General features: G+C 59.9%; 20 protein-coding genes. 11 read left to right on the top strand and 9 right to left on the bottom strand.

The window, feature by feature from the left end; genetic code table 11:
• Positions 1–73: 73 nt before the first annotated feature.
• The 4 genes from ACFVTJ_RS02575 to ACFVTJ_RS02560 form a co-directional block, all read right to left on the bottom strand.
• Complete coding sequence (locus ACFVTJ_RS02575; protein ID WP_386904379.1) at positions 74–3,778, bottom strand: AsmA-like C-terminal region-containing protein; 3,705 nt, start codon at positions 3,776–3,778, stop codon at positions 74–76.
• A 91-nt stretch (positions 3,779–3,869) separates the two neighbouring features.
• Positions 3,870–5,282 (bottom strand): FAD-binding oxidoreductase, encoded by a 1,413-nt coding sequence (locus ACFVTJ_RS02570; RefSeq protein WP_386904377.1) that lies wholly within the window; start codon positions 5,280–5,282, stop codon positions 3,870–3,872.
• Between the two features lie 129 nt (positions 5,283–5,411).
• The gene (locus ACFVTJ_RS02565; RefSeq protein WP_386904375.1) at positions 5,412–8,558 is read right to left on the bottom strand and encodes an efflux RND transporter permease subunit; all 3,147 of its coding nucleotides are present in this window, start codon (positions 8,556–8,558) and stop codon (positions 5,412–5,414) included.
• A complete protein-coding gene (locus tag ACFVTJ_RS02560) occupies positions 8,555–9,706 on the bottom strand; it encodes an efflux RND transporter periplasmic adaptor subunit (protein WP_386904373.1) in 1,152 nt (383 codons plus the stop codon). Before ACFVTJ_RS02560 ends, ACFVTJ_RS02565 begins: the two co-directional genes overlap by 4 nt.
• 223 nt (positions 9,707–9,929) lie before the next feature.
• Between ACFVTJ_RS02560 and ACFVTJ_RS02555 the strand changes: the two genes are divergently transcribed.
• From ACFVTJ_RS02555 to ACFVTJ_RS02545, 3 genes are all read left to right on the top strand, one after another.
• Complete coding sequence (locus ACFVTJ_RS02555; RefSeq protein WP_386904372.1) at positions 9,930–10,340, top strand: carboxymuconolactone decarboxylase family protein; 411 nt, start codon at positions 9,930–9,932, stop codon at positions 10,338–10,340.
• A gap of 102 nt (positions 10,341–10,442) precedes the next feature.
• Positions 10,443–12,917, top strand: coding sequence for an ATP-dependent helicase (locus ACFVTJ_RS02550; protein ID WP_386904370.1), 2,475 nt, complete (start codon positions 10,443–10,445; stop codon positions 12,915–12,917).
• Positions 12,918–13,020: 103 nt separating this feature from the next.
• The gene (locus ACFVTJ_RS02545) at positions 13,021–13,833 is read left to right on the top strand and encodes a glycosyltransferase family 25 protein (protein ID WP_386905255.1); all 813 of its coding nucleotides are present in this window, start codon (positions 13,021–13,023) and stop codon (positions 13,831–13,833) included.
• A gap of 196 nt (positions 13,834–14,029) precedes the next feature.
• Here the strand turns inward: ACFVTJ_RS02545 and betI are convergent, their stop codons facing one another.
• Positions 14,030–14,623, bottom strand: a complete 594-nt coding sequence (gene betI, locus ACFVTJ_RS02540; RefSeq protein WP_386905253.1) for a choline-responsive transcriptional repressor BetI — start codon at positions 14,621–14,623, stop codon at positions 14,030–14,032.
• Positions 14,624–14,721: 98 nt separating this feature from the next.
• Between betI and choX the strand changes: the two genes are divergently transcribed.
• The 4 genes from choX (at position 14,722) to ACFVTJ_RS02520 (ending at position 17,521) form a co-directional block, all read left to right on the top strand.
• On the top strand, positions 14,722–15,660 hold the full coding sequence (gene choX / locus ACFVTJ_RS02535) for a choline ABC transporter substrate-binding protein (protein WP_386904368.1): 939 nt from the start codon (positions 14,722–14,724) through the stop codon (positions 15,658–15,660).
• Positions 15,657–16,520 carry an alpha/beta fold hydrolase gene (locus ACFVTJ_RS02530; RefSeq protein ID WP_386904366.1) on the top strand — a complete coding sequence of 288 codons (864 nt, stop codon included), beginning with the start codon at positions 15,657–15,659 and terminating at the stop codon, positions 16,518–16,520. The genes choX and ACFVTJ_RS02530 overlap by 4 nt, the downstream gene beginning before the upstream one ends.
• A gap of 96 nt (positions 16,521–16,616) precedes the next feature.
• A complete protein-coding gene (locus ACFVTJ_RS02525) occupies positions 16,617–17,099 on the top strand; it encodes a DMT family transporter (RefSeq protein WP_386904364.1) in 483 nt (160 codons plus the stop codon).
• Positions 17,096–17,521, top strand: coding sequence for a DMT family transporter (locus tag ACFVTJ_RS02520; protein ID WP_386904362.1), 426 nt, complete (start codon positions 17,096–17,098; stop codon positions 17,519–17,521). Before ACFVTJ_RS02525 ends, ACFVTJ_RS02520 begins: the two co-directional genes overlap by 4 nt.
• A gap of 23 nt (positions 17,522–17,544) precedes the next feature.
• Here ACFVTJ_RS02520 and ACFVTJ_RS02515 read toward each other — a convergent pair whose 3' ends face one another.
• On the bottom strand, positions 17,545–18,816 hold the full coding sequence (locus ACFVTJ_RS02515; protein WP_386904360.1) for a tlde1 domain-containing protein: 1,272 nt from the start codon (positions 18,814–18,816) through the stop codon (positions 17,545–17,547).
• A gap of 454 nt (positions 18,817–19,270) precedes the next feature.
• On the opposite strand from ACFVTJ_RS02515, the gene pncA reads away from it, so the two are divergent.
• Positions 19,271–19,897 carry a bifunctional nicotinamidase/pyrazinamidase gene (gene pncA, locus ACFVTJ_RS02510; RefSeq protein ID WP_386904359.1) on the top strand — a complete coding sequence of 209 codons (627 nt, stop codon included), beginning with the start codon at positions 19,271–19,273 and terminating at the stop codon, positions 19,895–19,897.
• Between the two features lie 66 nt (positions 19,898–19,963).
• Here pncA and ACFVTJ_RS02505 read toward each other — a convergent pair whose 3' ends face one another.
• On the bottom strand, positions 19,964–20,200 hold the full coding sequence (locus tag ACFVTJ_RS02505; RefSeq protein ID WP_386904357.1) for a DUF2164 domain-containing protein: 237 nt from the start codon (positions 20,198–20,200) through the stop codon (positions 19,964–19,966).
• Between the two features lie 172 nt (positions 20,201–20,372).
• On the opposite strand from ACFVTJ_RS02505, the gene ACFVTJ_RS02500 reads away from it, so the two are divergent.
• Both ACFVTJ_RS02500 and ACFVTJ_RS02495 read left to right on the top strand, forming a co-directional pair.
• The gene (locus tag ACFVTJ_RS02500) at positions 20,373–21,092 is read left to right on the top strand and encodes an AzlC family ABC transporter permease (protein ID WP_386904355.1); all 720 of its coding nucleotides are present in this window, start codon (positions 20,373–20,375) and stop codon (positions 21,090–21,092) included.
• A complete protein-coding gene (locus tag ACFVTJ_RS02495; protein ID WP_386904353.1) occupies positions 21,089–21,403 on the top strand; it encodes an AzlD family protein in 315 nt (104 codons plus the stop codon). The genes ACFVTJ_RS02500 and ACFVTJ_RS02495 overlap by 4 nt, the downstream gene beginning before the upstream one ends.
• On the opposite strand, the gene ACFVTJ_RS02490 is transcribed toward ACFVTJ_RS02495, so the two are convergent.
• Positions 21,400–23,241, bottom strand: coding sequence for an aminopeptidase P family protein (locus ACFVTJ_RS02490; protein WP_386904351.1), 1,842 nt, complete (start codon positions 23,239–23,241; stop codon positions 21,400–21,402). The genes ACFVTJ_RS02495 and ACFVTJ_RS02490 overlap by 4 nt on opposite strands.
• A 292-nt stretch (positions 23,242–23,533) precedes the next feature.
• On the opposite strand from ACFVTJ_RS02490, the gene ACFVTJ_RS02485 reads away from it, so the two are divergent.
• Complete coding sequence (locus tag ACFVTJ_RS02485) at positions 23,534–23,707, top strand: hypothetical protein (RefSeq protein ID WP_269709416.1); 174 nt, start codon at positions 23,534–23,536, stop codon at positions 23,705–23,707.
• 248 nt (positions 23,708–23,955) lie between these two features.
• Here ACFVTJ_RS02485 and ACFVTJ_RS02480 read toward each other — a convergent pair whose 3' ends face one another.
• The gene (locus tag ACFVTJ_RS02480; RefSeq protein ID WP_386904349.1) at positions 23,956–24,834 is read right to left on the bottom strand and encodes a 50S ribosomal protein L11 methyltransferase; all 879 of its coding nucleotides are present in this window, start codon (positions 24,832–24,834) and stop codon (positions 23,956–23,958) included.
• Positions 24,835–24,843 lie beyond the last annotated feature (9 nt).

The following is a 24,843-nucleotide window of genomic DNA, read 5'->3' as shown; positions in this document are numbered from 1 at the left end:
CGATTGCATATAACGGGGACAACCCCGAGGATGAGGTTGGAGAGTTTGGTGCAACGGCTTTCCTGCCCTTGGCTTACGGGTTGGCGGGCGCAATTTCCGGCGCCAGTTGCCGGATGGCGTTTTCCGTGGGCGGCACCACAAGAGCCGGCGCGGACTGCCTCTCGGGTGCCGGCTGCTGTTGCTGCTGTTGCTGCAACCGCTCCTGCTGCTCCTTTTCCTGGCGCAGACGTTCTTCGGCCGCGGCCTTCAACCGCGCCTCTTCTTCTGCCTTGGCCTTGGCTTCCGCCTCGGCCCGTTCCTTCTCGGCCTGCCGCTCCGCCGCCTGGGAGCGGTAAAGCGCCACCTCGCGGCGCAGGCGCTGCTTTTCAAGAACGCTGGCCTGCATGGCTTCCACCCGGCGCCGTTCCTTTTCGAAAGCCCGCAGGGACAGGTAATTGCTGAGCGCGGAGACATCGGTCGTCAAAGCCGGCGCGGCAAGCGGGCCGTTATAGTTGAGACGCACGGATGGCTCGGCCCCGGCAACCGTTTCGGTGCCGGGATTGAACGAAAGATCGAGGTCGCCATTCACGGTCGAGGCAGCGATATCGACGGTCGCATCGGCGGTCAGCGTCACCGGATCGACCCCGGCACGCAGATTCTTGAAATGAAGCGCGCCGCCATTCAGGGAAAATGGCAGGGCCACATCACCGAGTGCTATTTCACCCTGCCAAAGGCTTTGATCCACCAGCGGCCGCACCTTCGGCGCATCGATCGGCTGCTGTAGACCATCGGCCGCCTGCAGCATCGGCGGCAGGGCGCCGGGATTAAGTCCCTTCAGCACCAGCCCGCCAGCCCGGATTTCACCTGAACCGCCCGCCGATTTCAGCATTTCACCGACACTCTTGCCGGTCGATTCGGCCGTGAGATCAATGGCGACCCGGCCTGCCGCAACAGGACCGTTGGCATTGGCCCACAGGATCGGCTCCGGATTGGCATCGGTCACTGCGATCTTGGTGCGGAAAATGCCCGCGCCCTCGCCCGTGGACATGGCAAGCCGACCGGTCAGCTTGCCGCCCATGAAGGTACCGGCAACATCATCAAGCGAGAGGCTGCCTGCATCATGTGTAACTTTAGCCGAAACACCCGTGACCGTGCCGAAGGGTCCGGCCTCGAAGCTTTCCGCCTTCAAGGCAAGCGAGGCCTTGAGCTGCGGGAATGCGGGCATGGCGAGAGGCTTGGCATTCAGCGCGCCGGTTTCCGGGTCGATCACCGGCCCATACATCACATCACCCAGCCAGGCGAGATCGGCCGTTCTGACCGACAGATCGCCCGTGACGGGATGAGGCGCGGCGCGCTCGACCGTGACATTGCCCGAGAAAGGATTGCCACCCACCTGCCCGCCGATCGAGGAAAAGGCAATCTTCTGCCCATCCACCGCCACCTTGGCATTGGCCTTCAGCGCCATGCCGCCACCGAGCTGCGGCAGGCCGACGGCATTCATGATCAGATAGGGTTCGATGTCAGCACTTTCGAGCGCAACATCCGCGCTGCCTTCACCGAAATTGCCGGCCGCAACGTTAAAGGAGCCGTTCATCGAAAAATGCGTGCGCTCCGTCGAAAAACGCAGGTCGGTCTGAGCAGGTGAACCGAGCGTGCCGTTGAGCTTGACGGAAAGAAGCCCCTCGCCATCCGCGTCAAAGGGCAGCGGGTCCAGCCCCGCCTGTCCGAACAGGATCGCCGTCGACTGGTTCTTCAGCACCGCCTCCAGCGACATGGCCGTATCATCCGTGATCGACAGGAAATCCGGCATCTTGGCGACAGCCGACAGGCGGCTGCCATTGACGGTGCCGGAAACGGCGACATTGGCGCCGCCGTTTTCACTGTTGACGGAAACATCCATCGCAAGATCGGAATTGGCATACCACGGGGCACTCGCCGCCAGGCGGGTGAAGAAGGGGTGGTTGGGCAGTTTCTGGCGAAGCATGGTCAGGAACGGCTGCATATCGGCAGCATGCAGGTTCACCGTGCCCTTGCCCGCATATTTCAGCAACGAACCCTGCAACTGGCCTTTGGCCTTCACTTCCGCGCCGGCAATATCGCCGGCGGTCATGTTCTCAAGCGAGAGAACCCCGCCCGCCATGGTGAAGGCGGTCTCGACATGATTGGCGGTCACGCCGGCCATGTTGAACCGATCGGCCTTGAATTTCGCGGTGATGCGATGGTCGAGAACCGAGCTTCCGACCTGATCGCCGAGCGCCAGGCTGCCAAGCGCCCGCAGAGCATCGAGATCGATTTCATTGCCGGCCAGATCGATGGAAAGATTGGAGGTCTTGCCATCGGAGCGCCGCTCCAGCTCGCCTTTCAAAGAAGCATCGCCGATCGCCAGTTCCAGATTGTCGAAACGCTGGTTCAGCGTCGTCAGCGAGACATCGGCGGAAAAACCGGCGGCATTGAGCTGCCGGATCGCGGGGTCGACCGAGCCGGAAAGCCAGTTTGCCAGCCCCGAAGGCTGGTTGGAGGCGAGCAGCAGATTGCCGTTGAAGGCGGGGCCGCCAAGCAGCGTCAGTGATCCCTTGGCTTCGAGTTGCGTCCTGCCGGGCAGCGTCGCAACCGCATTCACCACCTGCCAGCCGCTGCCATCCGGTCGCACATCCAGCCTTATGTCGCGGATCGTCGTATCGTCGGAAACGAGCGCCGGAAGGCTGATGCTCGCCTTACCCGGCACCGGCGGCACCGGAATGCGGGCAACCATGGCGGCGAAGGCTTCGATGCGCTGGCGCACCGAGATGGTGGGCTGGCGCGAGGTCTTGCCCGTCTGCACCACGGGCGGCGCAAAGCGGGCGACATCGATCTGCTGGCCATCCGCAGTCAGCAGGAATTCGGGCTTGGCGCCGGTATCCAGCGTCGCTTCACCGGTCACGATATAGGGATTTTCGTTGCCCCCGAGCTCCATGCGGTAGCTCGGGACGCGTACGCTCTCATTCGTAAGCTCGAAACTACCCCGTGTGCGCGGCGAGGAGAAAATGGATTGCCCCGCCTGCTGCTTCTGCTTTTCGTCTTCCCGGAAGCTGAAGGAGAAGGAGCCGCTATAGGCCGGTTTTCCCGCCGTCGCCGCAATCGCCCCATCGAGATCGACTTCGACCGGGTGTTCATCCGGCACAAGGCGGAGCCTCAGCCCCATGCGGCCATTGGCGTAATCCGGCTCGTTGCTGGAAAGCGAGAATGAGCCCGGATGCCCGTCGACGGCGGCGCGTCCTTCGGCTTTCCAGGGTCCGGCCAGCGAGTTGGCGGACATATCGGCGGTAAGGCCGGTCACGACGCGGTTGCGGCCGGACTGCTCATCGATGAATTCGATCTGCCCGCCTTCGATCTGCACGCTTTCCAGAACCACGGTGCGGGCGGGAATTTCCGCCCGGCTGCCGCGCATCCAGTCCAGTGTGCCGTCCTTCAGAAGCCGGATTTTCGCCTTCGGTTCCTCGATGCGCATGTCGAAGATACGCGCCTCCCCGGAAAGGAAAGGCGCCAGCTCGGCATCCATGGAAAAACGCGCGACCTGGATCAGCGGCGATCCATCCGCATCCGTTCCGGCGCGCACGTCATGCAGCGTCACGGAAGGGAAAGGCAGAAGCCGGGCTTCGACACGGCCGTGCACCACCACCTTCTTGCCGAGAATGCGGCTGGCCTGGTCCTCGAAATCGCGGCGGAAATCCGTCCAGTCGACGAAATAGGGAATGAGCAGCGCCGAAAACAGCACCACGGCCAGCAGTCCGCCCAGAAAAACCAGAATACGCCCGAGCACTGACCTGCATCTCCCTTCGCGAACGCTGCAAACCTATTCTTTTATGCCTTAACGGCAAGCAGCCTTTTGTACCAATCAAATATGAGAACGATCAGACAAGCCGGAACAATTTGCCCGGATTGAAGATGTTATCCGGATCGAGCGACGTTTTGATGGCGCGCATGAGATCCAGCGCATTTCCGGCCTCTTCGGCGAGAAAACTCATCTTGCCCTGGCCAATGCCGTGCTCGCCGGTACAGGTGCCGTCCATGGCGATGGCGCGGCGGTTGAGACGGGCCACGAAAGCCTCGGTCTTCGCGACGCTTTCGGCATCCTTGCCATCGAACAGAATAAGCACATGAAAGTTCCCGTCACCGGCATGGCCGACGATCGGCGCGAGAAAGCCGTTTTCCTCAATATCCCGCTGCGTTTCCACCACGCAGTCAGCGAGGCGCGAAATCGGGACGCAGACATCAGTGGAAAGACCATCGAGATGCGGCGCGAGCGCACGCGACGCCCAATAGGCATCATGTCGCGCTTTCCAGAGCTTGTTGCGCTCGGCGGCATCGCCCGTCCAGCGGAAATCGACGCTGCCGCATTCGGCCGCAATCTCGGCAAATTGCTGCGATTGCAGCGCCGCCGTCTCTTCCGTGCCATGAAACTCCACGAACAGTGTCGGCTTTTCCGCATAATTCAGGCCGGAATAAGCATTGCAGGCCCGCAACTGCACCTCATCGAGCAATTCGATGCGGGCAACCGGAACGCCCATCTGGATTGTCATGATGACGGCATCGCAGGCAGCTTTGATGCTTTCGAAGGTGCAGACCCCACCGGCGATCTTTTCGGGAATGCCCTGCAGCCGTAGCGTGACCGAGGTGATGACGCCGAGCGTACCCTCTGCACCCACGAAAAGCCGCGTCAGGTCATAGCCAGCAGACGACTTGCGGGCGCGCCGCGCGGTGCGGATTTCCTCGCCATTGGCGACGACGGCAGTGACGGCGAGAACATTGTCCTTCATCGTCCCGTAACGCACGGCATTTGTGCCGGAAGCCCGCGTAGAGGCCATGCCGCCGAGCGAAGCATTGGCGCCCGGATCAATCGGAAAGAAAAGGCCGGTATCGCGCAGATAAACATTGAGATCCTCGCGCGTCACACCAGGCTCCACCGTGACGTCAAGATCTTCGGCATTCACCTCAATGATGCGATTCATCCGGCTGAAATCGATGCAGATTCCGCCATTGGGCGCATTGACCTGCCCTTCGAGCGAAGACCCCGTACCGAAGGGAATGACCGGCACCTTATATTGCGCGCAGGCCTTCACGACGGCCTTCACATCATCGGCGCTTTCGGCGAAAACGACGCCGTCAGGCGCCTGGAGTGTCAGATAGGTGGTGGTGTGGCCGTGCTGCTCGCGAAACGCCTGGCCCGTCTGGACCTTCTCGCCCAGTTGCTGTTTCAGCACCGCAAGCGCGGACGCGATGCCCTCTTCATTCCGCTTACCTGCGACCACATCCTTCAGCGCCATCGTCCATCTCCACCGCAACATCTGCCCGTAACGGATTCGATCCGTTACGAAATTTCGTCAGGTGGTATGGGATAAGGTTAACGCTTTGTCCAGCATCGCGATTGCATCGGATGCGGTTTGGCGCCAACCCTACTCCGCCGCGAGCAACGGCTTGTCTTCCTCCAGCGCCTTGCGGCGGGCGGCAAGTTCCAGTTCGCGGTGGAGGCGGATTTCCTCATCCGCCTGCGGTTTGGCAAAGCGGGCAATCAGCAGGTAGGAGACCGGCGTGATGTAGAGCGTCACCAGCGTTGCAAAACCGAGACCGCCGACGATAACCCAGCCGAGCGCGATGCGCGCTTCCGCACCCGCCCCCTGCGCCAACACCAGCGGCACGCCGCCGAGAATGGTGGCGATCATGGTCATCATGACCGGGCGCAGGCGGATGCTGGTGGCCTTTTCGATGGCCTCGCGCACGGTCGCTCCCTGATCGCGCAGATGGTTGGCGAACTCAACGATGAGAATGCCGTTCTTGGCCATGACGCCGACAAGCAGCACGAGACCGATCTGGCTATACACATTGAGGCTGGAGCCGGTGACGAGCAGCGCGATGACGGCGCAGGCAAGGCCGAGCGGCACTGTCGACATGATGATGATCGAACTCAGCACGCTTTCAAACTGCGCGGCGAGCACGAGGAAGATGATGGCGATGGCAAAACCAAAGGTCAGCAACATGCCGCTCGAATTTTCTTCCAGCGTCGCCGCTTCACCCAGCGGCAACAGGCGGGCGCCTGATGGCATCACTGATTGCGCCAGCTCGTTCACCTTCTCCAGGGCCTGCCCGAGCGACACACCGTCTTTCAGATTGGCCGTGAAGCCGACGGAGGGAAGCTGCTGCTCACGGTTCAATTGCGGTGCGACCGCATTTTCCTTGAGCGAGGCGATGACCGACATCGGCACGATTTTGCCATCACCGGTTTTCAGGAAGACGTTTTCGAGATCGGTCGGATCGTTGATCGGCCGGGTGGAGGACAGGAGCCGCACCGGGATGGCATCGCCATTCACGAAGACATCAACGATTGAGCGCCCTTCCAGAAGGGACTGCATGGCTCGCGAGAGGCCGGTGATGTCGATACCAAGATCGGAGGCCCGCTCGCGGTCGATGGAGACGGAAAGCTGCGCCTGATTGGGCTCGTTGTCCAAGCGTGGTGTCTCGAACAGCCCGCTCTCTTCCATGGAAAGCAGCAATTTCTGCGTCGCCTCGGTCAGCGCCGCATAGTTGCTGCCAACCATGGCCATCTGCAAACCGTTGCCGGCGCCGCGGATACGCAGGCTGTTCGGCTGCATCGCGCTTCCGCGCAGAGCCGGAACCTTGTTGGCAGCGGAAGTCACATCAGCGGCGATCTGGTTCTGGGTGCGCTCGCGGTCGGCCCAAGGCGCCAGCGTCAGCACCATGAAACCTGTATTGGAGGAACCGTTCATGCCGGTTATGGAATAGATATTGCGGATTTCACCGCTATCGCGCAGCGGCTGCAGATTTTCCTCGATACGTTGCAGCTGGTCACGGGTATATTCGAGGCTCACGCCCTGCGGTGCAGTAACCCGCATCATGATCGAGGCGCGGTCCTCGCGCGGCGTCAGCTCGTTCTGGATCATGCCGAAGGCGATCCACGACAGGCCGGAAAAGATCAGCGCCACGATGATGACGATCAGCGGATTGTTGAGGCAGGCGGACAGCGTCGATTTATAGGTGGCAGCAAAAACATTGCCAAACCACGCAAGCGGACCCGTCGGCTCTTTCAGCCCCTCCTTCAACATGCGGGACGCGAGCATCGGGCAGAGCGTCAGCGCCACGATGGAAGACAGGCCCACGGCGAAGGCCAGCACGAAACCGAATTCGCGGAACAGACCGCCAAGCTGGCCGGGCAGGAAGGAAAGCGGAATGAAGACGGCAGCAAGCGTCGCCGTCGTTGCAATGACGGCAAAGAAGACTTCCTGCGTGCCGAGAACGGCGGCGGCCCGCGGCCCCATACCCTCCGCGCGGCGGCGCACAATATTTTCCAGCACAACGATGGCGTCGTCGACCACCAGACCGGTCGCCAGAACGATGGCGAGCAGCGTCAGAATATTGACCGAGAAGCCGACCATGTAGATGGCGATAATGGTGCCGATCAGCGCCACCGGCATGGTGATCGCCGGAATGAGGGTGGCGCGCCAGTCGCGAAGGAAGAGATACAACACGACTACGACGATAATCGCCGACAGACCGAGCGCCAGCTCAACCTCGTGCAGCGCGCCTTCAATGAAGACGGCGTCATCGCTGGTGACGACGATACGCGTGCCCTCAGGCAGATTGGCCTGCATGGCATCAACGGCGGCTTTCACGCCCGTTGAAATATTGAGCGTGTTGGACTGCGCCTGACGGATGACACCGAGACCGACACCCTGCACGCCATTGGAACGCAACGAGGTGGATTCATCATCAGCTCCGAGCATGACGGTCGCCACATCGCGCAGGCGGATATTGTTCTTGATAAGAAGATTGGAGAAATCCTCGGGCTTCGTCAGGCTCGCCGTAGCGCGCACGACGATATCCTGCGTCGTGCTTTTCAGCGATCCCGCAGGCACATCCAGCGCCGCACTTGCCAGTGCATTGGAAACGTCGGTCACCGTCAAACCACGGCTGGCGAGTGCCGCCTGATTGAGGTCTACGCGAAAGACCTTTTCCTGATCGCCGTAAAGCTCCACGTCCGCCACACCATCGACGGCAGCCAGACGGTCGATGATCTCGTCATCCACCAGCTTGGTCAGGTCTTCCATGCTGAGCGTGGAGGATGTGACGGCAAGACGCATGATCGGCTGGCTGTCGGAATCCGCCTTGATGATCTGCGGCTCGTCGGCATCGTCGGGCAACTGATTGGTGATGCGGCCGATGGCATCGCGCACATCATTGGCGGCAACGGCCATATCGACATTGTCGCCGAATTCCATCGTTACGCGGCTGGTGCCGAATTGCGAGCTGGAAGCGATGGACTTGATGCCGCTGACACGCGCCACCGCACCCTCGATGGTCTGCGTTACTTCCTGGTCAATCGTTTCTGGCGCCGCCCCCTCATAGGTGGTTCTGACACTGATCGACGGCCGGTCGACATCAGGCAATTCGCGCACTTCGACGCCAACCAGCGCGGCAAGACCGGCGACGACCAGCAGCGTGTTGAGAACCGCCGCCAAAATCGGCCGGCGCACGAAAAGCGCGGTGAAGGCAAGTTTGGAATCCTGACCGGAGGGCGACTGCGTCATTGGCTGGCAACCTCCTCGGCCTTCGGCGCATTACCGACGCGGACAGCGCCGCCTTCCCTGACGCGCTGCAATCCTTCAATGACAACAGACTCGCCGTCCGCCAGCTCGGCTTTCACCAGCACGGCGTCCGGGTTGCGCTGCACGATCTGCACCCGCACCTTGTTCGACTTGTTGTCTACGACACGCCAGACATAGGAGCCTTCCGCATCCCATTGCACGGCCAGCGGATCGACGGATGCATAAGTTTCGCCGGCAAAACGCATTGTAACGCCGAAGGACATGCCAGCCCTCAGCTCATCCTTTTCATTTCCAAATTTTGCGCGGATGCGAATGGTACGGCTCGCCTCATCCACGCGGTTGTCGACAGCCTCGACCTCGCCGGTGAAGGTTTCGCCAGGCCGCGAAATGGAGGTCGCTTCGACGGGCATGCCGATCTTGATTGCCGTTGCAAAACGCTCCGGCGCCCAGAAGTTGACGAGGATCTCAGACCGGTCATCGATGCTGACGATGGTAGACTGTGTCGTAACGTTATCCCCGATATTGGCGGCAACGATACCGGCAACGCCATTGATCGGCGCTACGATATCGCGCCGCTTCAAATTGAGCTCCGCAGTGCTGAGCGCAAGCTTTGCTGCCTCCTCTGCGATCTGCGCATCAAGCACGTCGAGGCGGGCAACGGATTTGAGGTTTTTGTAGGAATTGGATTTTTCGACAGCGCTGCGCAGCGCCACCTGGGCCTTGTCCCGCTCTATCAATTGTTCATCGTCATCCAGACGTGCCAATACCTGGCCCTTCACGACGCGCTGGCCGGACGAGGTGCGGATTTCAGAAAGCGTGCCGGATACCTGCGGCATGACCACAACCGACTGAATAGCCTGACCGTTGCCGATGGCGTTGAGACGATCGTTGACAACGCCGCGCTTCACAGGGGCCGTCACGACAAGCGTGGCATTGGAATTGCGGCGCGCGCCATTGCCATTCTGGCCACCCGACGAGCCCGCTGCTGCGACTTCAACAGCGCCGGGCGCCGGTTTTGCAAGTCCGACGCTGGCAAGCATAGTGCGGGCGTCAGGCGAATAAAAACCCCAGAGACAGAGACCTGCCCCCACCACGGCCAGACTGACACCCACCTGTTTCCAGACCCGCATATAGTTCTCCGGTTGATAATATCAGCATAAATGAGCCCTGAAGCGCAAACTTAGGGACACCAGCACTATTCCCGCTCGCTTAGAACGAGGCAACGCACAAATCCGTTTCTTACGTAATTGTAATTTGTGATGGATTCTCGTCGAACGCACGAAGAAAGCCATTTTTATCGCAAATATTCTTCAAGGCGATAATCTGCCGGCAGGAAATGAGCCGGAGGAAGCCATGAGCACCATCACGAAAACACGAAATCCCGAAGCCGATCCGCGTGTCAAAGCGGTATTCGATGATATCCGCACCACCCGCAAATCGGACTTCATCAACAATATGTGGCTTTATCTCGCCTTCGATCCTGATCTTCTGGAAAGGACATGGGCTGAGGTCAAGGCGGTGATGGCGACACCTTCGGCGCTCGATCCACTCGTAAAGGAAATGCTTTATATCGCAGTGTCCGTAACCAATGGCTGCTCCTATTGCGCCCATTCCCACACGGCGGCCGCAAAAGCCAAGGGCATGACGAATGAACAGCATGCCGATCTGATGCGGATTATCGCGCTTGCCGCCAAGACCAATCAGCTTGCCGTGGCTCTGCAAGTGCCCGTTGATGCCGCTTTTGATGCCGACCAGAGGACATGAACCCGAAATAATGCCTTGGAATAGGCGTTTTGAGCGGCGATACCGGAATAAAAGCAGAACGCGGTTCTAGCCTTTATATCCCGAATCACTACATTGGGCCGCATGAGCAACAGTTTTGACGATATGCCGTTCTTCGATGAAGAACCCGTGGCACCGCGCAGGGCGACGAAAAATGCCCCTTCGGACAACGGCGGTGGGCTTGGCATCGCCGCCCGCGCCATGGCTGCGCGCGATCAAACGCGTGCCGCACCCGATTATCTTTCCGGCCTCAACCCGGAACAGCGCGACGCAGTGGAAACCCTGGACGGACCGGTTCTCGTCCTCGCCGGCGCCGGCACCGGCAAGACCCGCGTTCTGACGACCCGCATCGCCCATATTCTCGCCACCGGCCGCGCCTATCCCAGCCAGATCCTCGCCGTGACCTTCACCAACAAGGCCGCACGCGAGATGAAGGAACGTATCGGCGTTCTCGTCGGCGGCGCGGTCGAGGGCATGCCCTGGCTCGGCACGTTCCACTCAATTGGCGTCAAACTGTTGCGTCGTCACGCCGAACTCGTTGGTCTCAAATCGGATTTCACCATTCTCGATACGGATGACGTGGTGCGGCTGATCAAGCAGCTCATCCAGGCCGAAGGTCTCGATGACAAGCGCTGGCCGGCAAAACAGTTCGCCGGCATGATCGACGGCTGGAAGAACAAGGGCCTGACACCGCCGGATATTCCGGAGGGCGATAGCCGCGCCTTCGCCAATGGCAAGGGCCGCGAACTCTACACTGCCTATCAGAACCGGCTGAAAACGCTGAATGCCTGCGACTTCGGCGATCTCCTGATGCACCCGATCAGCATCTTCCGCCGCCATACGGATATTCTCAAGGAGTATCACCAGAAGTTCCGTTACATTCTGGTGGACGAATATCAGGACACCAACACGGCGCAATATATGTGGCTGCGGCTCTTGGCCCAGCGCGCCAAGGGCGAGCCGCAGAACGTCTGCTGCGTGGGTGACGATGACCAATCGATCTATGGCTGGCGCGGCGCCGAAGTGGACAACATCCTGCGCTTCGACAAGGATTTCCCCGGCGCCAAGGTCATCAAACTGGAGCGCAACTACCGTTCCACCGAACATATTCTCGGCGCCGCCGGCCATCTCATTGCACATAACGAGGGGCGTCTGGGCAAGACGCTGTTCACCGAGCGCAGCAGCCCTGACGACGAAAAGGTCGTGGTGCATGCTGCCTGGGATTCCGAGGAGGAAGCCCGCGCGGTCGGCGAAGAGATCGAGCAGCTTCAGCGCAAGGGTCACCTGCTGAATGACATGGCGATCCTCGTTCGCGCCTCCTTCCAGATGCGCGAATTCGAAGACCGTTTTGTCACGCTCGGCCTCAATTACCGCGTCATCGGCGGCCCGCGCTTTTATGAGCGCCTCGAAATCCGCGATGCCATGGCCTATTTCCGCCTCGTCTGCCAGCCGGCTGACGATCTCGCCTTCGAGCGGATCGTCAATACGCCGAAGCGCGGCCTTGGCGATACGACGATCCGCAATCTACATGATTATGCGCGCGCGCGTGACATTCCGATGCTCGCGGCAGCGGCCGACATCATCGAGACTGACGAGCTGAAGCCGAAGGCGCGCAAGGCACTCTTTGATGTGGTGCAGGATTTTCGCCGCTGGCAGGGCCTGCTGGAAAACACCGAACACACCACGCTTGCCGAGCAGATTCTCGACGAAAGCGGCTATACCGCCATGTGGCAGGCCGACAAGACGGCCGAAGCGCCAGGGCGCCTTGAGAACCTGAAGGAACTCATCCGCTCGATGGAAGCCTTTGAAAGCATGCGCGGTTTCCTCGAGCATGTTGCACTTGTCATGGATGCCGAGCAGAACGAAAACCTCGATGCCGTCTCCATCATGACGCTGCATTCCGCCAAGGGTCTGGAATTCGACACCGTCTTCCTGCCCGGCTGGGAAGAAGGCCTGTTTCCGCACCAGCGGGCGCTGGATGAAGGCGGCCGCTCCGGTCTCGAGGAAGAACGTCGTCTTGCCTATGTCGGCATCACCCGTGCCAAGAAACTCTGCCATATCTGGTTTGTCTCGAACCGGCGCATTCATGGGCTTTGGCAATCCACCCTGCCCTCGCGTTTCCTCGACGAACTGCCGCCCGCTCATGTCGATGTGGCGGCGTCCGACAGCAATTACGGCGGGTATGGCGGGCGTGGCGGCTACGGACAATCACGTTTCGATAAGGCAGATCCCTTCGCCAACACCTACTCCACCCCCGGCTGGAAACGCGCGCAGCAGAACCGCAGCGACGCCACCCGCGATAACTGGGGCACCCGCTCCGGTCACGCCGTGGAACGCATCGGCTATGGCGAAAGCGGCCCGCGCACCCGCACCATAGATGGCGAACTGGTGGCCAAATCCGTGGCCGACACGCCCTCGAAATTCTTCGTCGGCGACCGCGTGTTCCACATCAAGTTCGGCAATGGCAATATCGCTGCCATCGAGGGCAACAAGCTCACCATCGACTTCGACCGCGCCGGCCAGAAGCGGGTGCTGGATGGATTTGTGGAAAAGGTTTGATTCGACAACTATGAGTGCCTGAAGACCGCTTTTCCCATAGCCCACGTCACGCCATTGCAATAAAGGAGTTGCAATGGGATGTGAGAACCGGGTGAGGACTGCTTTGCATATATTGCCGAAAAGCCAGCGTAAGCTTGCGGTTTTCCTGATCAATATGGACAGCGCCAAAAAGCGCCTCGCCGATATGAATGCCCGCCTAGATGCCTTGGGGCTGAAGGCGGAGCGCATTGCCGGCGTCAACGGCCGCGAACTGAAATATCCGATCCCGGAATTCAGCGAAATTTCCTACATGCTCATGCATGGTCGCCGTACCTCGCCGCCAGAAATCGGCTGTTATCTCAGCCATGTCGCCTGTGCCAATAAATTCATGGAAGGCGACGCCGATATCGCGCTCATTCTCGAGGACGATGTGGTCTTCGAGGATGATTTTCTTGATGCCATTGATGAAGCGGTTTTGAACGGCAGCGACTGGGATATTCTGCGGCTGACGACGGTCAGCAACGGCCGCAAATTCCCATTCCGCCCGTTGTCCAATGATCGATCGCTTGCAGTCGCGCTCACCAGGGAAAAAGGATCGGGCGCCTATCTCGTCAACCGCCGCGCCGGGAAATGGATATCGAAACTCATTCCCATGCGGCTCGCCTATGACATCGCCTTCGATCTCGAATATCTCTCCGGCCTGAAGGCAGCCTTCATCTACCCGCTCTGCGCCACGCAGGATGCGGATGGCGAAAGCCAGATTCAGAACAACCTGCGCATCTACCGTCTGCCGCGCTGGCGGTATTTTACGGTCCTGCCCTATCGCGCCTATCTGGAGACTAGCCGGTTTCTGTTGCGCGGCATCCGCCTGCTCGTGGCAAAGGCAAAAGTCGCAATGGAAGGTGGCAAGACGAACGCTGTTTCCGCCGGCAATTGAACGCCCGGTTCACACCTCGCCAGGCGTGAAGCCCACGAGGTAGACCGCTGCAATGACGGCTGCGAGAATAAAGATCGAAATGACGAAAATCGTCATCCGGTTCAATGGTTTGCGGGTCGTTTTCTTCATGATGCAATAATGCGGCAGGAGGAAGCTGGTTCCATGAAACCGCCGCTTGCCTGCGGCCTCGCAGCAATCAGGGAGCAGAATCCGCATCAGGCAAACGATGTAAGAGGTAGTCGCGCATTTGCGCCATTGCCGCTTCTCGCGACAGACCGCCCGATTGTAATCCCGACCGCAGCCACAGACCGTCGATCAGCGTGGTGATCCCCAGCGCAATGGGCTCGCATTCCTCCTCTGGCACGATATGCCGCAATGCTGAGAGAAGATTTGAGCGCATCCGTGCATGAATTACCTTCTGGATTCGCGCAAGCTGCGGCTCGCGGGGAACTTCCGCGCAAAGCGAAAGCCAGGCATGACAGATAGAGGGCTGGAAAAAGCTCTCGTCGAAGTTCCCTTCGATAATGGCGTCCAGCCTCTCCCTCGGGGTGGAGGCACGATTGAGGCGCGCGATGACAACTTCCGCCAGCTTCAGGTTTGCCTCACGCATTGCGTGCTCGAAGAGCTCCTGCTTGCTCGCGAAATAATGCAGCACAATGCCTTTGGAAGCGCCCGCCTGCGCCGCCACCCTTTCGAGGGTTGCGCCGGCCATCCCCTCTGTCTGCAACACTTCGAATGCTGCCCGTCTCAACTCGGCCCGACGGATATCGCTTATTTTAGTGAGTCGCATTTCAGTCTCCTTGCAGGAACACATTGACAAAGTTTCCGGAAAGATCAATTATTGTCCCACGGGTCAATTTAGTGACTGCTAAGACAAAAGGTCGCCTCATGAGAAGATGGGTGAGAATTTTTTCGGCGGCGACGCTGGTCGTGATAGGGGCAGGCGCCGCTTCTGCCGCTGATGCCGAAGCCTGCAAAATCGTCAGAATGGCTGAACCGGGCTGGAACGATCTCGCCTTCACGACCGGCGTCGCCTCGACCCTTCTCAAGGCGCTGGGCTATGCACCGCAGAGCCAGCTGCTCGGCATCGACGTCATCTATACCAGCCTGAAGAGCAAGGATCTGGATGTGTTCCTGGGCTACTGGGATCCGGCGATGACCAACTATTACAAGCCCTATAAGGAGGACGGTTCGGTCGAAAAGGTCCGCACCAACCTCATGGGCGCCAAATACACCTTCGCCGTGCCCACCTATGTGTGGGAGGCTGGCGTGAAGGACTTTTCCGACCTGCAGAAGTTCGCAGACAAGTTCGACAGGAAACTTTACGGCATCGAGCCCGGCTCGAACCAGTTGATGCTGGATGCCGTTAACGACCCCGCACTCGGCCTGAAGGACTGGGAAGTGGTGGAATCCAGCGAACAGGGCATGCTTTCCCAGGTCGCGCGGCTTAACCGCAACAAGGGGTTCATCGTCTTCCAGGGCTGGGCGCCGCATCCCATGAACAGCAGATTTGACATCAAATATCTAACGGGCGGCGACAAGTTTTATGGACCTGATTTCGGCGCCGCCACCGTCGATACACAGGTCCGCAGAGGCTACCTGCAGGAATGCACTAACGTCGCCAGACTGTTGCAGAATCTCCAATTCGATGTGGAATACGAAAACAAGGGCATGGACCTGATCATGAACGGCGGCCTCTCCCCGGACGATGCTGCCACGCAGGCGATCAAGGCCGAACCTGGCCGACTTGAGACGTGGCTGAGGGACGTCTCCACCTTCGACGGTCAAAATGGCCACGCAGCCGTCAAGGTGGCGCTCGGCCTATGACAGCGACGTCTCAGGATGCTTGGGAAAAGCGCAAGCGTTTTGTCGAATTGCCGCGCAAGCGCCGAATGGCGTTCATCGACACGGGAGGTCCGGGGCCGGTACTGCTGATGCTCCACGGATTTTCCGACACCAGCCGCAGTTTCTCCCTTATCGAACCTTATTTCCAGGAGTACCGGCTGATCGCTCCTGATCTGCCCGGCCACGGCGCATCCTCGGTGGGACATGGTTTCCATGTCGCGGATTTCGCGGAAACGATCGACCGTTTTCTGAGGCTCATGGGCATCTCTCGTTTCTTTGTGCTCGGCCATTCCATGGGGGCGATGACGGCAATCGAACTGGCGGCGCGGCGTTCTTCCGCCGTTCAGGGTCTTGCGCTTCTCTCTGGCACGCTGGAGCCCGATTTCGGCACCGAAAGCAAACTTGCCAAGGATATCCTTGCGCTACGCGACCCAATCAGGCCGGCCGGCGGTTTTTTGCGTGACTGGTATTCCTGCAAGCGTCCGGTAGACGAGGAATTCCTCTCCCGAATGAAATGCGACGCCGCGAACATGCCTGCCGCAACCTGGCACGGCGTTTTGAAAGCCTTTGCTGAAACAAACCTGCACTACAGCGCGTCCAAAATAAACGCGCCGGTGCTCTGCCTCGCCGGTGCCGAAGACCCCTTGTTCGATGAATCACATCGGCAGCAACTTTCCGAAGCTTTCCCCGTGGGGCAAACCGTGACGTTACCAGACCACGGGCACAATCCGCACTGGGAGAATCCGGAGGGTGTTTCCGCCTTCATCACCGAGTTCTTCGCCAAAGTGACGAAGGATGCCGGTCCGGTCCGCAATCTTCAGACGTCAGCGGACAAACGCTGACACGCCCATGTGAACGAGGCACAGGCGGAGAATTCGATTTTGATTCCGGCCCCGATGCGGTAACGCTTCCCAGCGTAAAACCAAATCCGGTCCGATATGACAGAAACAACTCACCCACGCCTGAACCCGCTGCATCTCGCCGCCGCCTTCGCGAGCGGTTGTCTTCTGACACTGATGGTGCATTTCAACGGTCAACTTGCCCATTATGGCAATGCGCTGTTTTCCTCCTGGACCGCGCATGGTACCGGCACGGTGGCGGCGCTGATCTATCTCGCCATCATGCGCCCGAAAAAAGACCCTGCGGCACCGGCAAAACCGAAGGCGCCGCTCTGGGCCTATTGCGGCGGGGTGGTGGGCGCTGCCATTGTCATCCTCACCTCCACGGCCGTCAATTCGCCCCTGGCGCTTTCCGGCACCATTGCGCTCGGGCTTGGTGGGCAGGTGATCTTCAGTCTGCTGGCTGATCTTTTCGGCCTCTTCGGGCTGCCAAAACGGCGACCGGATTTGCAGGATATGGCGGCGGTGGCCCTCATTCTCTGCGGCAGCGCACTCATCATCCTTGTCGGGAGAGCCGCATGATTGTCTGGATCGCCATGGCCTTTGCCGGCGGCGTCTTCGTGGCGCTGAGCCGCCAGATCAATGGCCGCCTCAGCCTGTCCAACTCCCCGCTGATCGCGTCCTTCTGGAATCACATCGTCGGGTTTGCCGTGCTGACCGTCATCGGCCTGATCGTCGGCGGCCTCATTCCGCCGGGCGCGGCCGACGCCCCGTGGTTTGCGTTCATCGGCGGTCCAATCGGCGTCGTTTTCATCGCTTCGGGAAGCTGGCTCATCCCCCGCATCGGCGCCGTCAATACCGCACTTCTGGTCATCAGCGGCCAGATGGTATCAGGCGTCGTGCTCGATCTCTTTAGCGATCATCCGCCGAAAATCTGGGCCAGCGCGCTTGGCATCCTGCTCATCCTCGCCGGCATGGTTCTGACGCAACGCCGACGCCGCTAGGCATTTCGCTAAATCGAAGGCAATCAGGAATCGCTGCCACGCGAGAACATGCCGAGCAGCGTCTTGCCGCCGCTTTTGCCGCCACTGCTGGCAAGCGTCGGGCGGTTTCCATTCAGCTTCGGCACCACCACCATGCGCTTGATTTCGCCGCGCTTGAAGGCCGCAAGGAAGCGCGGATAGTCGCGGAACACCACGCAGCCGTTTGATTCGCCGCGTTTCGCCAGCATGTAGGTGTGGGCGAGAAGGCCGTCGCGGCCGTGCGGGTTGACGCCATTTTCCGGTGTCAAACGAATGGCTTCCACGCCATGGAACCGGGCCTCGCGCATCGTCAGGCGGTAGCTGGAAGGCGGTGTCGAGCCGCGCATTCTCACATGCACATAATCAGGATTGTCGCGCATCTTGCCGATGCCGGAATGGGCTTCCAGCTTTTCGCCATTCGGCATGTGCACGACGCCAGAAGAAATATCGTAGATGGCCGTGCCATTGCCGCGATCCGGCCACGGAACCGCATCCATCTTGCTCGGCTCACGCATTGGATTGTCGGGCTTTGCAAAGGCGAGCATGGCGCCGGTGCTCTGCTTCGGCGGCGCAGGTGCACGAAGGGGAACAGGCGCATCAAAGGCCGGCGCCGAAGCAACCTCGGCCTTGGCAGGTGTGGCCGGACGCGGTGACGGTTCAACCGCCTGAGCCGTTGCGACTTCAGGTCGGAAACTCGGCAGCGGCACATCATCGGGAAGCAGACTGCTTGCCTCTTCCTCGATCTGAGGCCGCGCCAGCGCCACTTCAAATGCAGGATGCTGCGGAACCGCACTCTGATAGGCAACCTCGGAGGTACGCCCCAACGCCGAATCAACGATTGCCGAAGGCTTCAGCGCGGCAAGTTCCTTCACCGTCGCCTGCCCTTTGGCATTGGCGGCCGCACCGAAGCGCTCGCCGAACTCCTTCGCGCCGATTTCGGGCATGACGCCGGCAAGGCGAACGGCCTTCTGCTGACCGTGGCTGTGGTCGCTCAGGCGGGAAAACTTGCGGACGTGAATATCCCGCGCAGCCGTGCGTGAGATTGCCGTTTCAGCAGAATCGAGCCGTGCGACCAATGTCTTTTCAAATTGCCCGACACCATGCGACGCGGCCGCCATGCTGTGCAGCGAGGCAAATGCAGCAAAGGCGAAAAGGCCGGCAAAGGCGCCGCCACCGAGAAGCGCGGATATCCGTCCAAGCGAAGAGGATTTACCTCTCCTGGCGGAAGACGAACCGGCAAAGCCGGCACCATTATAGGCCGCAGCAGAAAACGCCATGATACTCGTTACTCGAACCGTTCACGCATACCCGGCCGACGCCGGAGGGATTTTTGGACATCCGAAGAGCGGGCGGACACCACGCCGGTTTCGGAATCGACTGGTTCGAAGCATGACGAATTATGGTAACCAAAGTGTTTACGAGTCCCTGCAAAAATATTTCGTTAAGGTCTGCGCATTGTAAGGCGAAGGCAAAACAATGACTTGCGCGGGTACTGCGTGCGTCCGCACTGCATCGTCCCGGGAAATGCCCCTTAAAGGAGCGTCATCGGCCTAAAAATTTCCGTCGCCGCTTTGTCAGGTAAATTCCGACTTGGCCGGAAATTTGCTGCAAATGCGGCAGGACTGCGACAAGGCCGGCTTCCGCCAGCAACACCTGTCTCTGACGCATAGGTCGAAAGGGGCTTGATCCGCCAAAGCCTGCTTGGCATCCTGCGAAAAAAGGGAGGCCATCATGAAGGCACTGCTGCTCATCGATATCCAGAACGGGTTTTGCCCGGGCGGCAATCTGGCCGTTGCCGATGGTGACAAGATCGTGCCCATCGCCAATGCCCTCATCGATAATGGCGGCTACGACCTCATCGTCGCGTCGCAGGACTGGCACCCGGAAAATCACGGCAGTTTCGCTTCGCAGCATCCCGGCAAGAAACCCTTCGACATGGGGGAACTCTCCGGCAAACCGCAGATGATGTGGCCGGACCATTGCGTGCAGGGCACGCCGGATGCGGAATTCCATCCTGACCTGAAGGCGGAGGCCTTCGACTACATCCAGCAAAAGGGTGAAAACCCCGCCATCGACAGCTACTCCGCCTTTCGCGACAATGACCAGGTGGCGACGACCGGACTGGCCGACTATCTGGCCCGCCAGGGCGTGACGCAACTCGATATCTGCGGCCTGGCAACCGATTATTGCGTCAGTTTTTCGGTGCTCGACGCCCTCTCCATGCTGCCTGATGTGAAGGTCCGTTTCATCGAGGATGCCAGCCGCGGCATCGACCCACGAGGCATCGAGGGCGCGATTGCGACGATGCGGGAAAAGGGCGCGGTCATTCTCAAAAGCCGCGACATATTGCGGGATTAGAGGACACTGAGCCTGCCACTTTCGTTACTTCCGTGACGGGCACAGGAATGAAAAAGGAGAGCGCCGTTAGCGCGGCTTCGCCTTTTCCAGCACGTCGATATCAGCAGCAGCATCGTCAAGACGCCTCAAGATCGCCGTATGGGCGTCCTTGAGCCCCTGATTGTAAAACACATATCCCATTTCCTCCGCCAGAAAATCGACGAATATCTCTGCCTGCAAAAGGCCGATTTCGGCTTCTGTCTCGCGGGCGAGATAAGCCCTGATACGTACGGCCAGATCGGCCTTTTCCTGCTTTTCCAGCATTGATCTTCCACGGTTGGCCTGTTGGGGCGTGCGAGAAAAAGGCGATGCCTCGTCCGCCCGCTGACGGGACTACCGTAACGGAAGGTTCAAGTTAATCAATCGATCCATTCATGCAATTCGTTTGCCAGTCGGCCTGAGCGGCGATAGAGCGGCGGGCAAGGAGTTTCCAGACATGTTCAATGCAGATTTTCGCGAGGGATTGAAGAGCGGTTTTCCGATCGCCCTCTCCGCCGCTCCCTTCGGTGCGCTGTTCGGCGCGGTCGCAGTCGATAATGGCCTCAGTATCACCGAAGCCACGATCATGAGCGGCACCGTTTATGCCGGCGCAAGCCAGCTCGTTGGTATCGAACTGTTCGGCCAGAAGGTCGCCCCCTGGCTGATCGTGCTTTCGGTCTTCGCGGTCAATTTCCGCCATATCCTCTATTCGGCTGCCATTGCCCGGATGATCTCGAACTGGTCGTTTTTGCAGAAGGCTACCGGCTTCTTTGTCCTTGTGGATCCGCAATTTGCCGAATCTGTTCGGAAATATGAGAATACCGGCCGCGTGGATTTTTCCTGGTACATGGGCTTTGCAGCGCCGATTTACCTGCTGTGGCTCGCTATGACCATTGTCGGCGCATCGCTCGGCAACCTCATCGGCGACCCGAAAGCAATGGGCCTGGATGTGCTGCTGCCGATCTATTTCATGGGCATGGTCCTCAGCTTCCGCCAACGGGAGAATTTCTACCCGGTGATGCTGGCAAGCGCGGTTGGCGCGACGGTCGCCTACCACTTCGTCGGCTCGCCCTGGCATGTCAGCCTCGGCGCAGTCGTCGGAATTCTTGTTGCGGTCATCTATCCGCCGAAACCGAATAACACCTTGAATTCCGAGAGCGGGGCGGACACGCCATGAGCGACATGCTGCACGCCGATACCCTCTTCCTGATCGCGCTCGCCGCCATCGCCACCTACCTCACCCGCGTCGGCGGTTACGTGCTGATGACGCGAATGAAATCCATTCCGCCGCGCATGGAGGCGGGATTGAACGCCGTGCCCGTAGCAGTTCTGACCACGCTCGTCGCACCCGCCTTTTTCGAAGGCGGATACGAGGTGAAGATCGGCATGGTGGCGGCCCTTGTGGTCTGCCTGCGCTTTCCCGGCCTGACGATGCTCGCCATCGGCTGGGCCATCGTCATCGCCATCAGGCATTTCGGGCTGTTTTAGGCGGCCCGCTCCAGCGGCTCGGTCGCGGCAACCAGCCACGCCTTAACCTCTTCGTCCGTGATCAGCGGCGAAAGCTTCTCCAGAACGCCGAGGTGGTAGGCATTCAGCCAGTCGAGTTCCTCGTCGGTCAGGAGGGACACGACGACCAGCCTGCGGTCGATGGGGCACCAGGTCAGCGTCTCGAAGGAAAGCATCGGCTGGTCGCCTCCAGCCACGTCTTCCGCCTCACGCACATAGATCAGATTCTCGATACGGATGCCGAAAGCGCCGGGACGGTAATAACCCGGCTCGTTCGACAGGATCATGCCGGGCAAAAGTTCCTGCGTCGAAAGCCGCGAGATACGCTGCGGCCCCTCATGCACGGAGAGATAGGAGCCGACACCGTGGCCCGTGCCATGGGCGTAATCGGCGCCTGCCTTCCACAGCGCGATTCGCGCCAGCGGATCGAGATCGCAGCCACGCGTTCCCTTCGGAAACCGTGCGGCGCTGATGGCGATTACGCCCTTCAGCACCAGCGTGAAGAAACGCCTCTGCTCTTCCGGCACCGTGCCGATCGCAACGGTGCGGGTGATATCGGTGGTGCCGTTGACATATTGCGCGCCGGAATCGACGAGGAACATCTCGCCATCGGCAAGTGTGCGGTCCGTATCCGTCGTAACGCGATAATGGATGATGGCAGCATGTTCGCCAGCGCCCGAAATCGTATCGAACGACACGTCCTTCAGCGGGTTCTGCATCGCCTGCCCCACTTTGGCGCGCGCCGCCTCCAGCGCCTTCACCGCAGCGATTTCGGTGACGCTGCCCGGCTGCTGGCTATCCAGCCAGCAGAGATATTCAACCATGGCCGCACCGTCCTGCACATGCGCGGCAGCCGAGCCGGCAAGCTCCGCCTCGTTCTTGCGCGCCCGCGGTAGACGGACAGGATCAGGCTCCTCAATCAGAGAGCCGCCCGCGAGCGTTATCGCTCCCGTCAACGCCACCGGCGTCAGATCGGCATCGACCATCACCCGACCCTTGGCACTGGCAATGGCGTGCAGACGGTCGGCGATGTTTGACGGCGGCAATTGTGTGGCGAGTTGCGCCAGATAGGCCTCGGTCTCGATGCCGGTCTTGCGCTTATCGAGAAAAATATCCGCCCTGCCGTCAGCATAAATAATGGCGCGGGCGAGCGGGTGCGGCGTGTGTGGCACGTCATTGCCGCGAATATTGAAAATCCAGGCGATGGAGGATGGATCGGTGACCAGCAGGGCTTCCGCGCCCTTGGCGGAGACAGTTTCCGCAAGCGCGGCGATCTTTTCCTTCGAGAGCTTGCCCGTGAAGACCTCAGGCTGGATGACGACGGGTTCCAGCGGCTCGGCGGGACGGTCCTGCCACAGAGCATCGAGCGGGTTCTTTGCCAAAAGAACGACCGAACCGCCTTTGCCGGCCAGTGCCTTTTCCAGCCGCTTAAGCTCGGCCCCAGTGTGCAGCCATGGATCGATACCAAGCCTGAAACCCTGTGGAGCATGTTCCGACAACCAGACGGAGGGTGGCGCCCCCACCAGATCACCCCCAGTAAACACCGACTGATCGACCTGAGACTTGAGCTGCGTCGTGTATCGTCCGTCGACGAACACCACCGCCTGCGTACGCGTGACCAGCGCAATGCCGGCCGAACCGGTAAAGCCGGTCAGCCAGGACAGGCGCTCGGCACACTCAGGCACATATTCCCCCTGATATTCGTCGGCGCGCGGCACGAGAAATCCGTCGATACCAAGGGCATCGAAACCGGCGCGCAGCGCCTCGACGCGGGCCTTGCCATATTGCGGCGCAGATTTGTTTTGGAAGGTCTGGAACATGGGTGTCTTTCAGGAACTGTCATGAGAAAAGCTGTCGCCCGCGCGATCAGACCGGCGGTCAGGAAGAACAATGCCATGCCGGTGGAGGCGCTTTCAAGCCATATATGACCGCGCGGATTGCGGCGATAAATTGTGCATTTTGTGCGGAATAAGTCGTACTCAAGGGAGAATGCTATGCATCCTATGCATTCCTACCGTGAAGCTTCCCACCTAACCAAACAAAAACACATCGCTTATATCAGGGTCAGCACAGCGAGAGAGACACTCTCCCGGCAAACAAGGATTTGAAGCAATGGCAAAATCTTTCCTCCGCACCGCCTTCGATCGCGTCATTGAAGCACGCGAGCGTCAGGTCAGCCGTCATGTCAACGCCGCCCTTCTGAACCTCGACGACAAGTCGCTCGAAGCGCTTGGCATGAACCGCGCCGATCTGCGTCGCAAGGCAAAGTCCAGCTACGTATTCTGATGACATCAGGCGCGACGATCCTCCCTCCACCGCGTCTGAACAGGAATACGTCGATCCGCTTGAGCAAGCTCCTCCCATGCTCGCGGGTCTCCAGGCGGCGCGAAAGCGCCGCCTTTTCTTTGTCCGAAATAGATATTTCGAGAACTTAGAGCATTTCCAGCAAAAGCGAGGTCGCTTTTGCGTCCGGACAATGCGTCAAAACAAGAGATTAGAGCATTGGAGGTGAACCCGTGTTCACCGGAAACGCTCTAGTCCTTGCGCAAATGAAGCGTCACCCAGCCATTGCGCCAAATGGTGCGGACATGGGAAAGCCTTGCGCCATTGTAGGCGGAGAGCACCTTCCAGCGCTGCGATGCGAGAATACCGGACAGGATGACGGTGCCTCCGGGCGCCAGATGCGTCACGAGCTGCGGCGCCATCTTGATGAGCGGCCGCGCCAGAATATTGGCGATGATGAGATCGAACGGACCATGCTTGCGAAAGGCATCCGAGTGGAAGCCCGGCGCGGTCTCCAGCGCCATCCCGGAGACGATGCCGTTCAGCCGCACATTCTCCTTCGCCACCTTGACGGCGATAGGGTCGATATCCGTCGCAAGTACGGGAATGGGACGCATCTTGCGCACGGCAATCGCCAGAACGCCGCTGCCGGTGCCAAGATCGAGCGCATTGCGCACGGTGCGCGCACGCAGAACCTCCTCGATCATCTCAAGGCATCCGGCCGTCGTGCCGTGATGACCGGTGCCGAAAGCCTGTCCCGCCTCGATCTCGATTGCCAAATCGTTCGCCCGCACCTTGTCGCGATCATGCGCGCCATGCACGATGAACCTCCCTGCCCGCACCGGCTTCAGCCCCTCGAGCGACTTGGCGATCCAATCGACATCGGGAACGATTTCCTTCTCGATGGCGAGACCGGGAAATGCGGGAGCAAGCAAGGAGCTGATGCGTTCGCGGAACTCATCCTCCTGCTCGGCCATCAGATAGACGGAAGCTTCCCAGATGTCGCGCTTCTCATCCACCTCGGTGGTAGCAATCGCGACATCCTCTTCACCGAAATAGTCCGACATGAGATCGAGGATTTCACCGGCCTTGATTTCGGTCGTGGTGACATAAAGGCGGATTTCGCTCACGGCGGCTGC

The organism is Agrobacterium sp. NPDC058088 (assembly GCF_042885035.1).
Lineage (GTDB): Bacteria > Pseudomonadota > Alphaproteobacteria > Rhizobiales > Rhizobiaceae > Agrobacterium.
The sequence above is the reverse complement of the archived record's forward strand: the minus strand, read 5'-3'. Positions and strand labels throughout refer to the sequence as shown.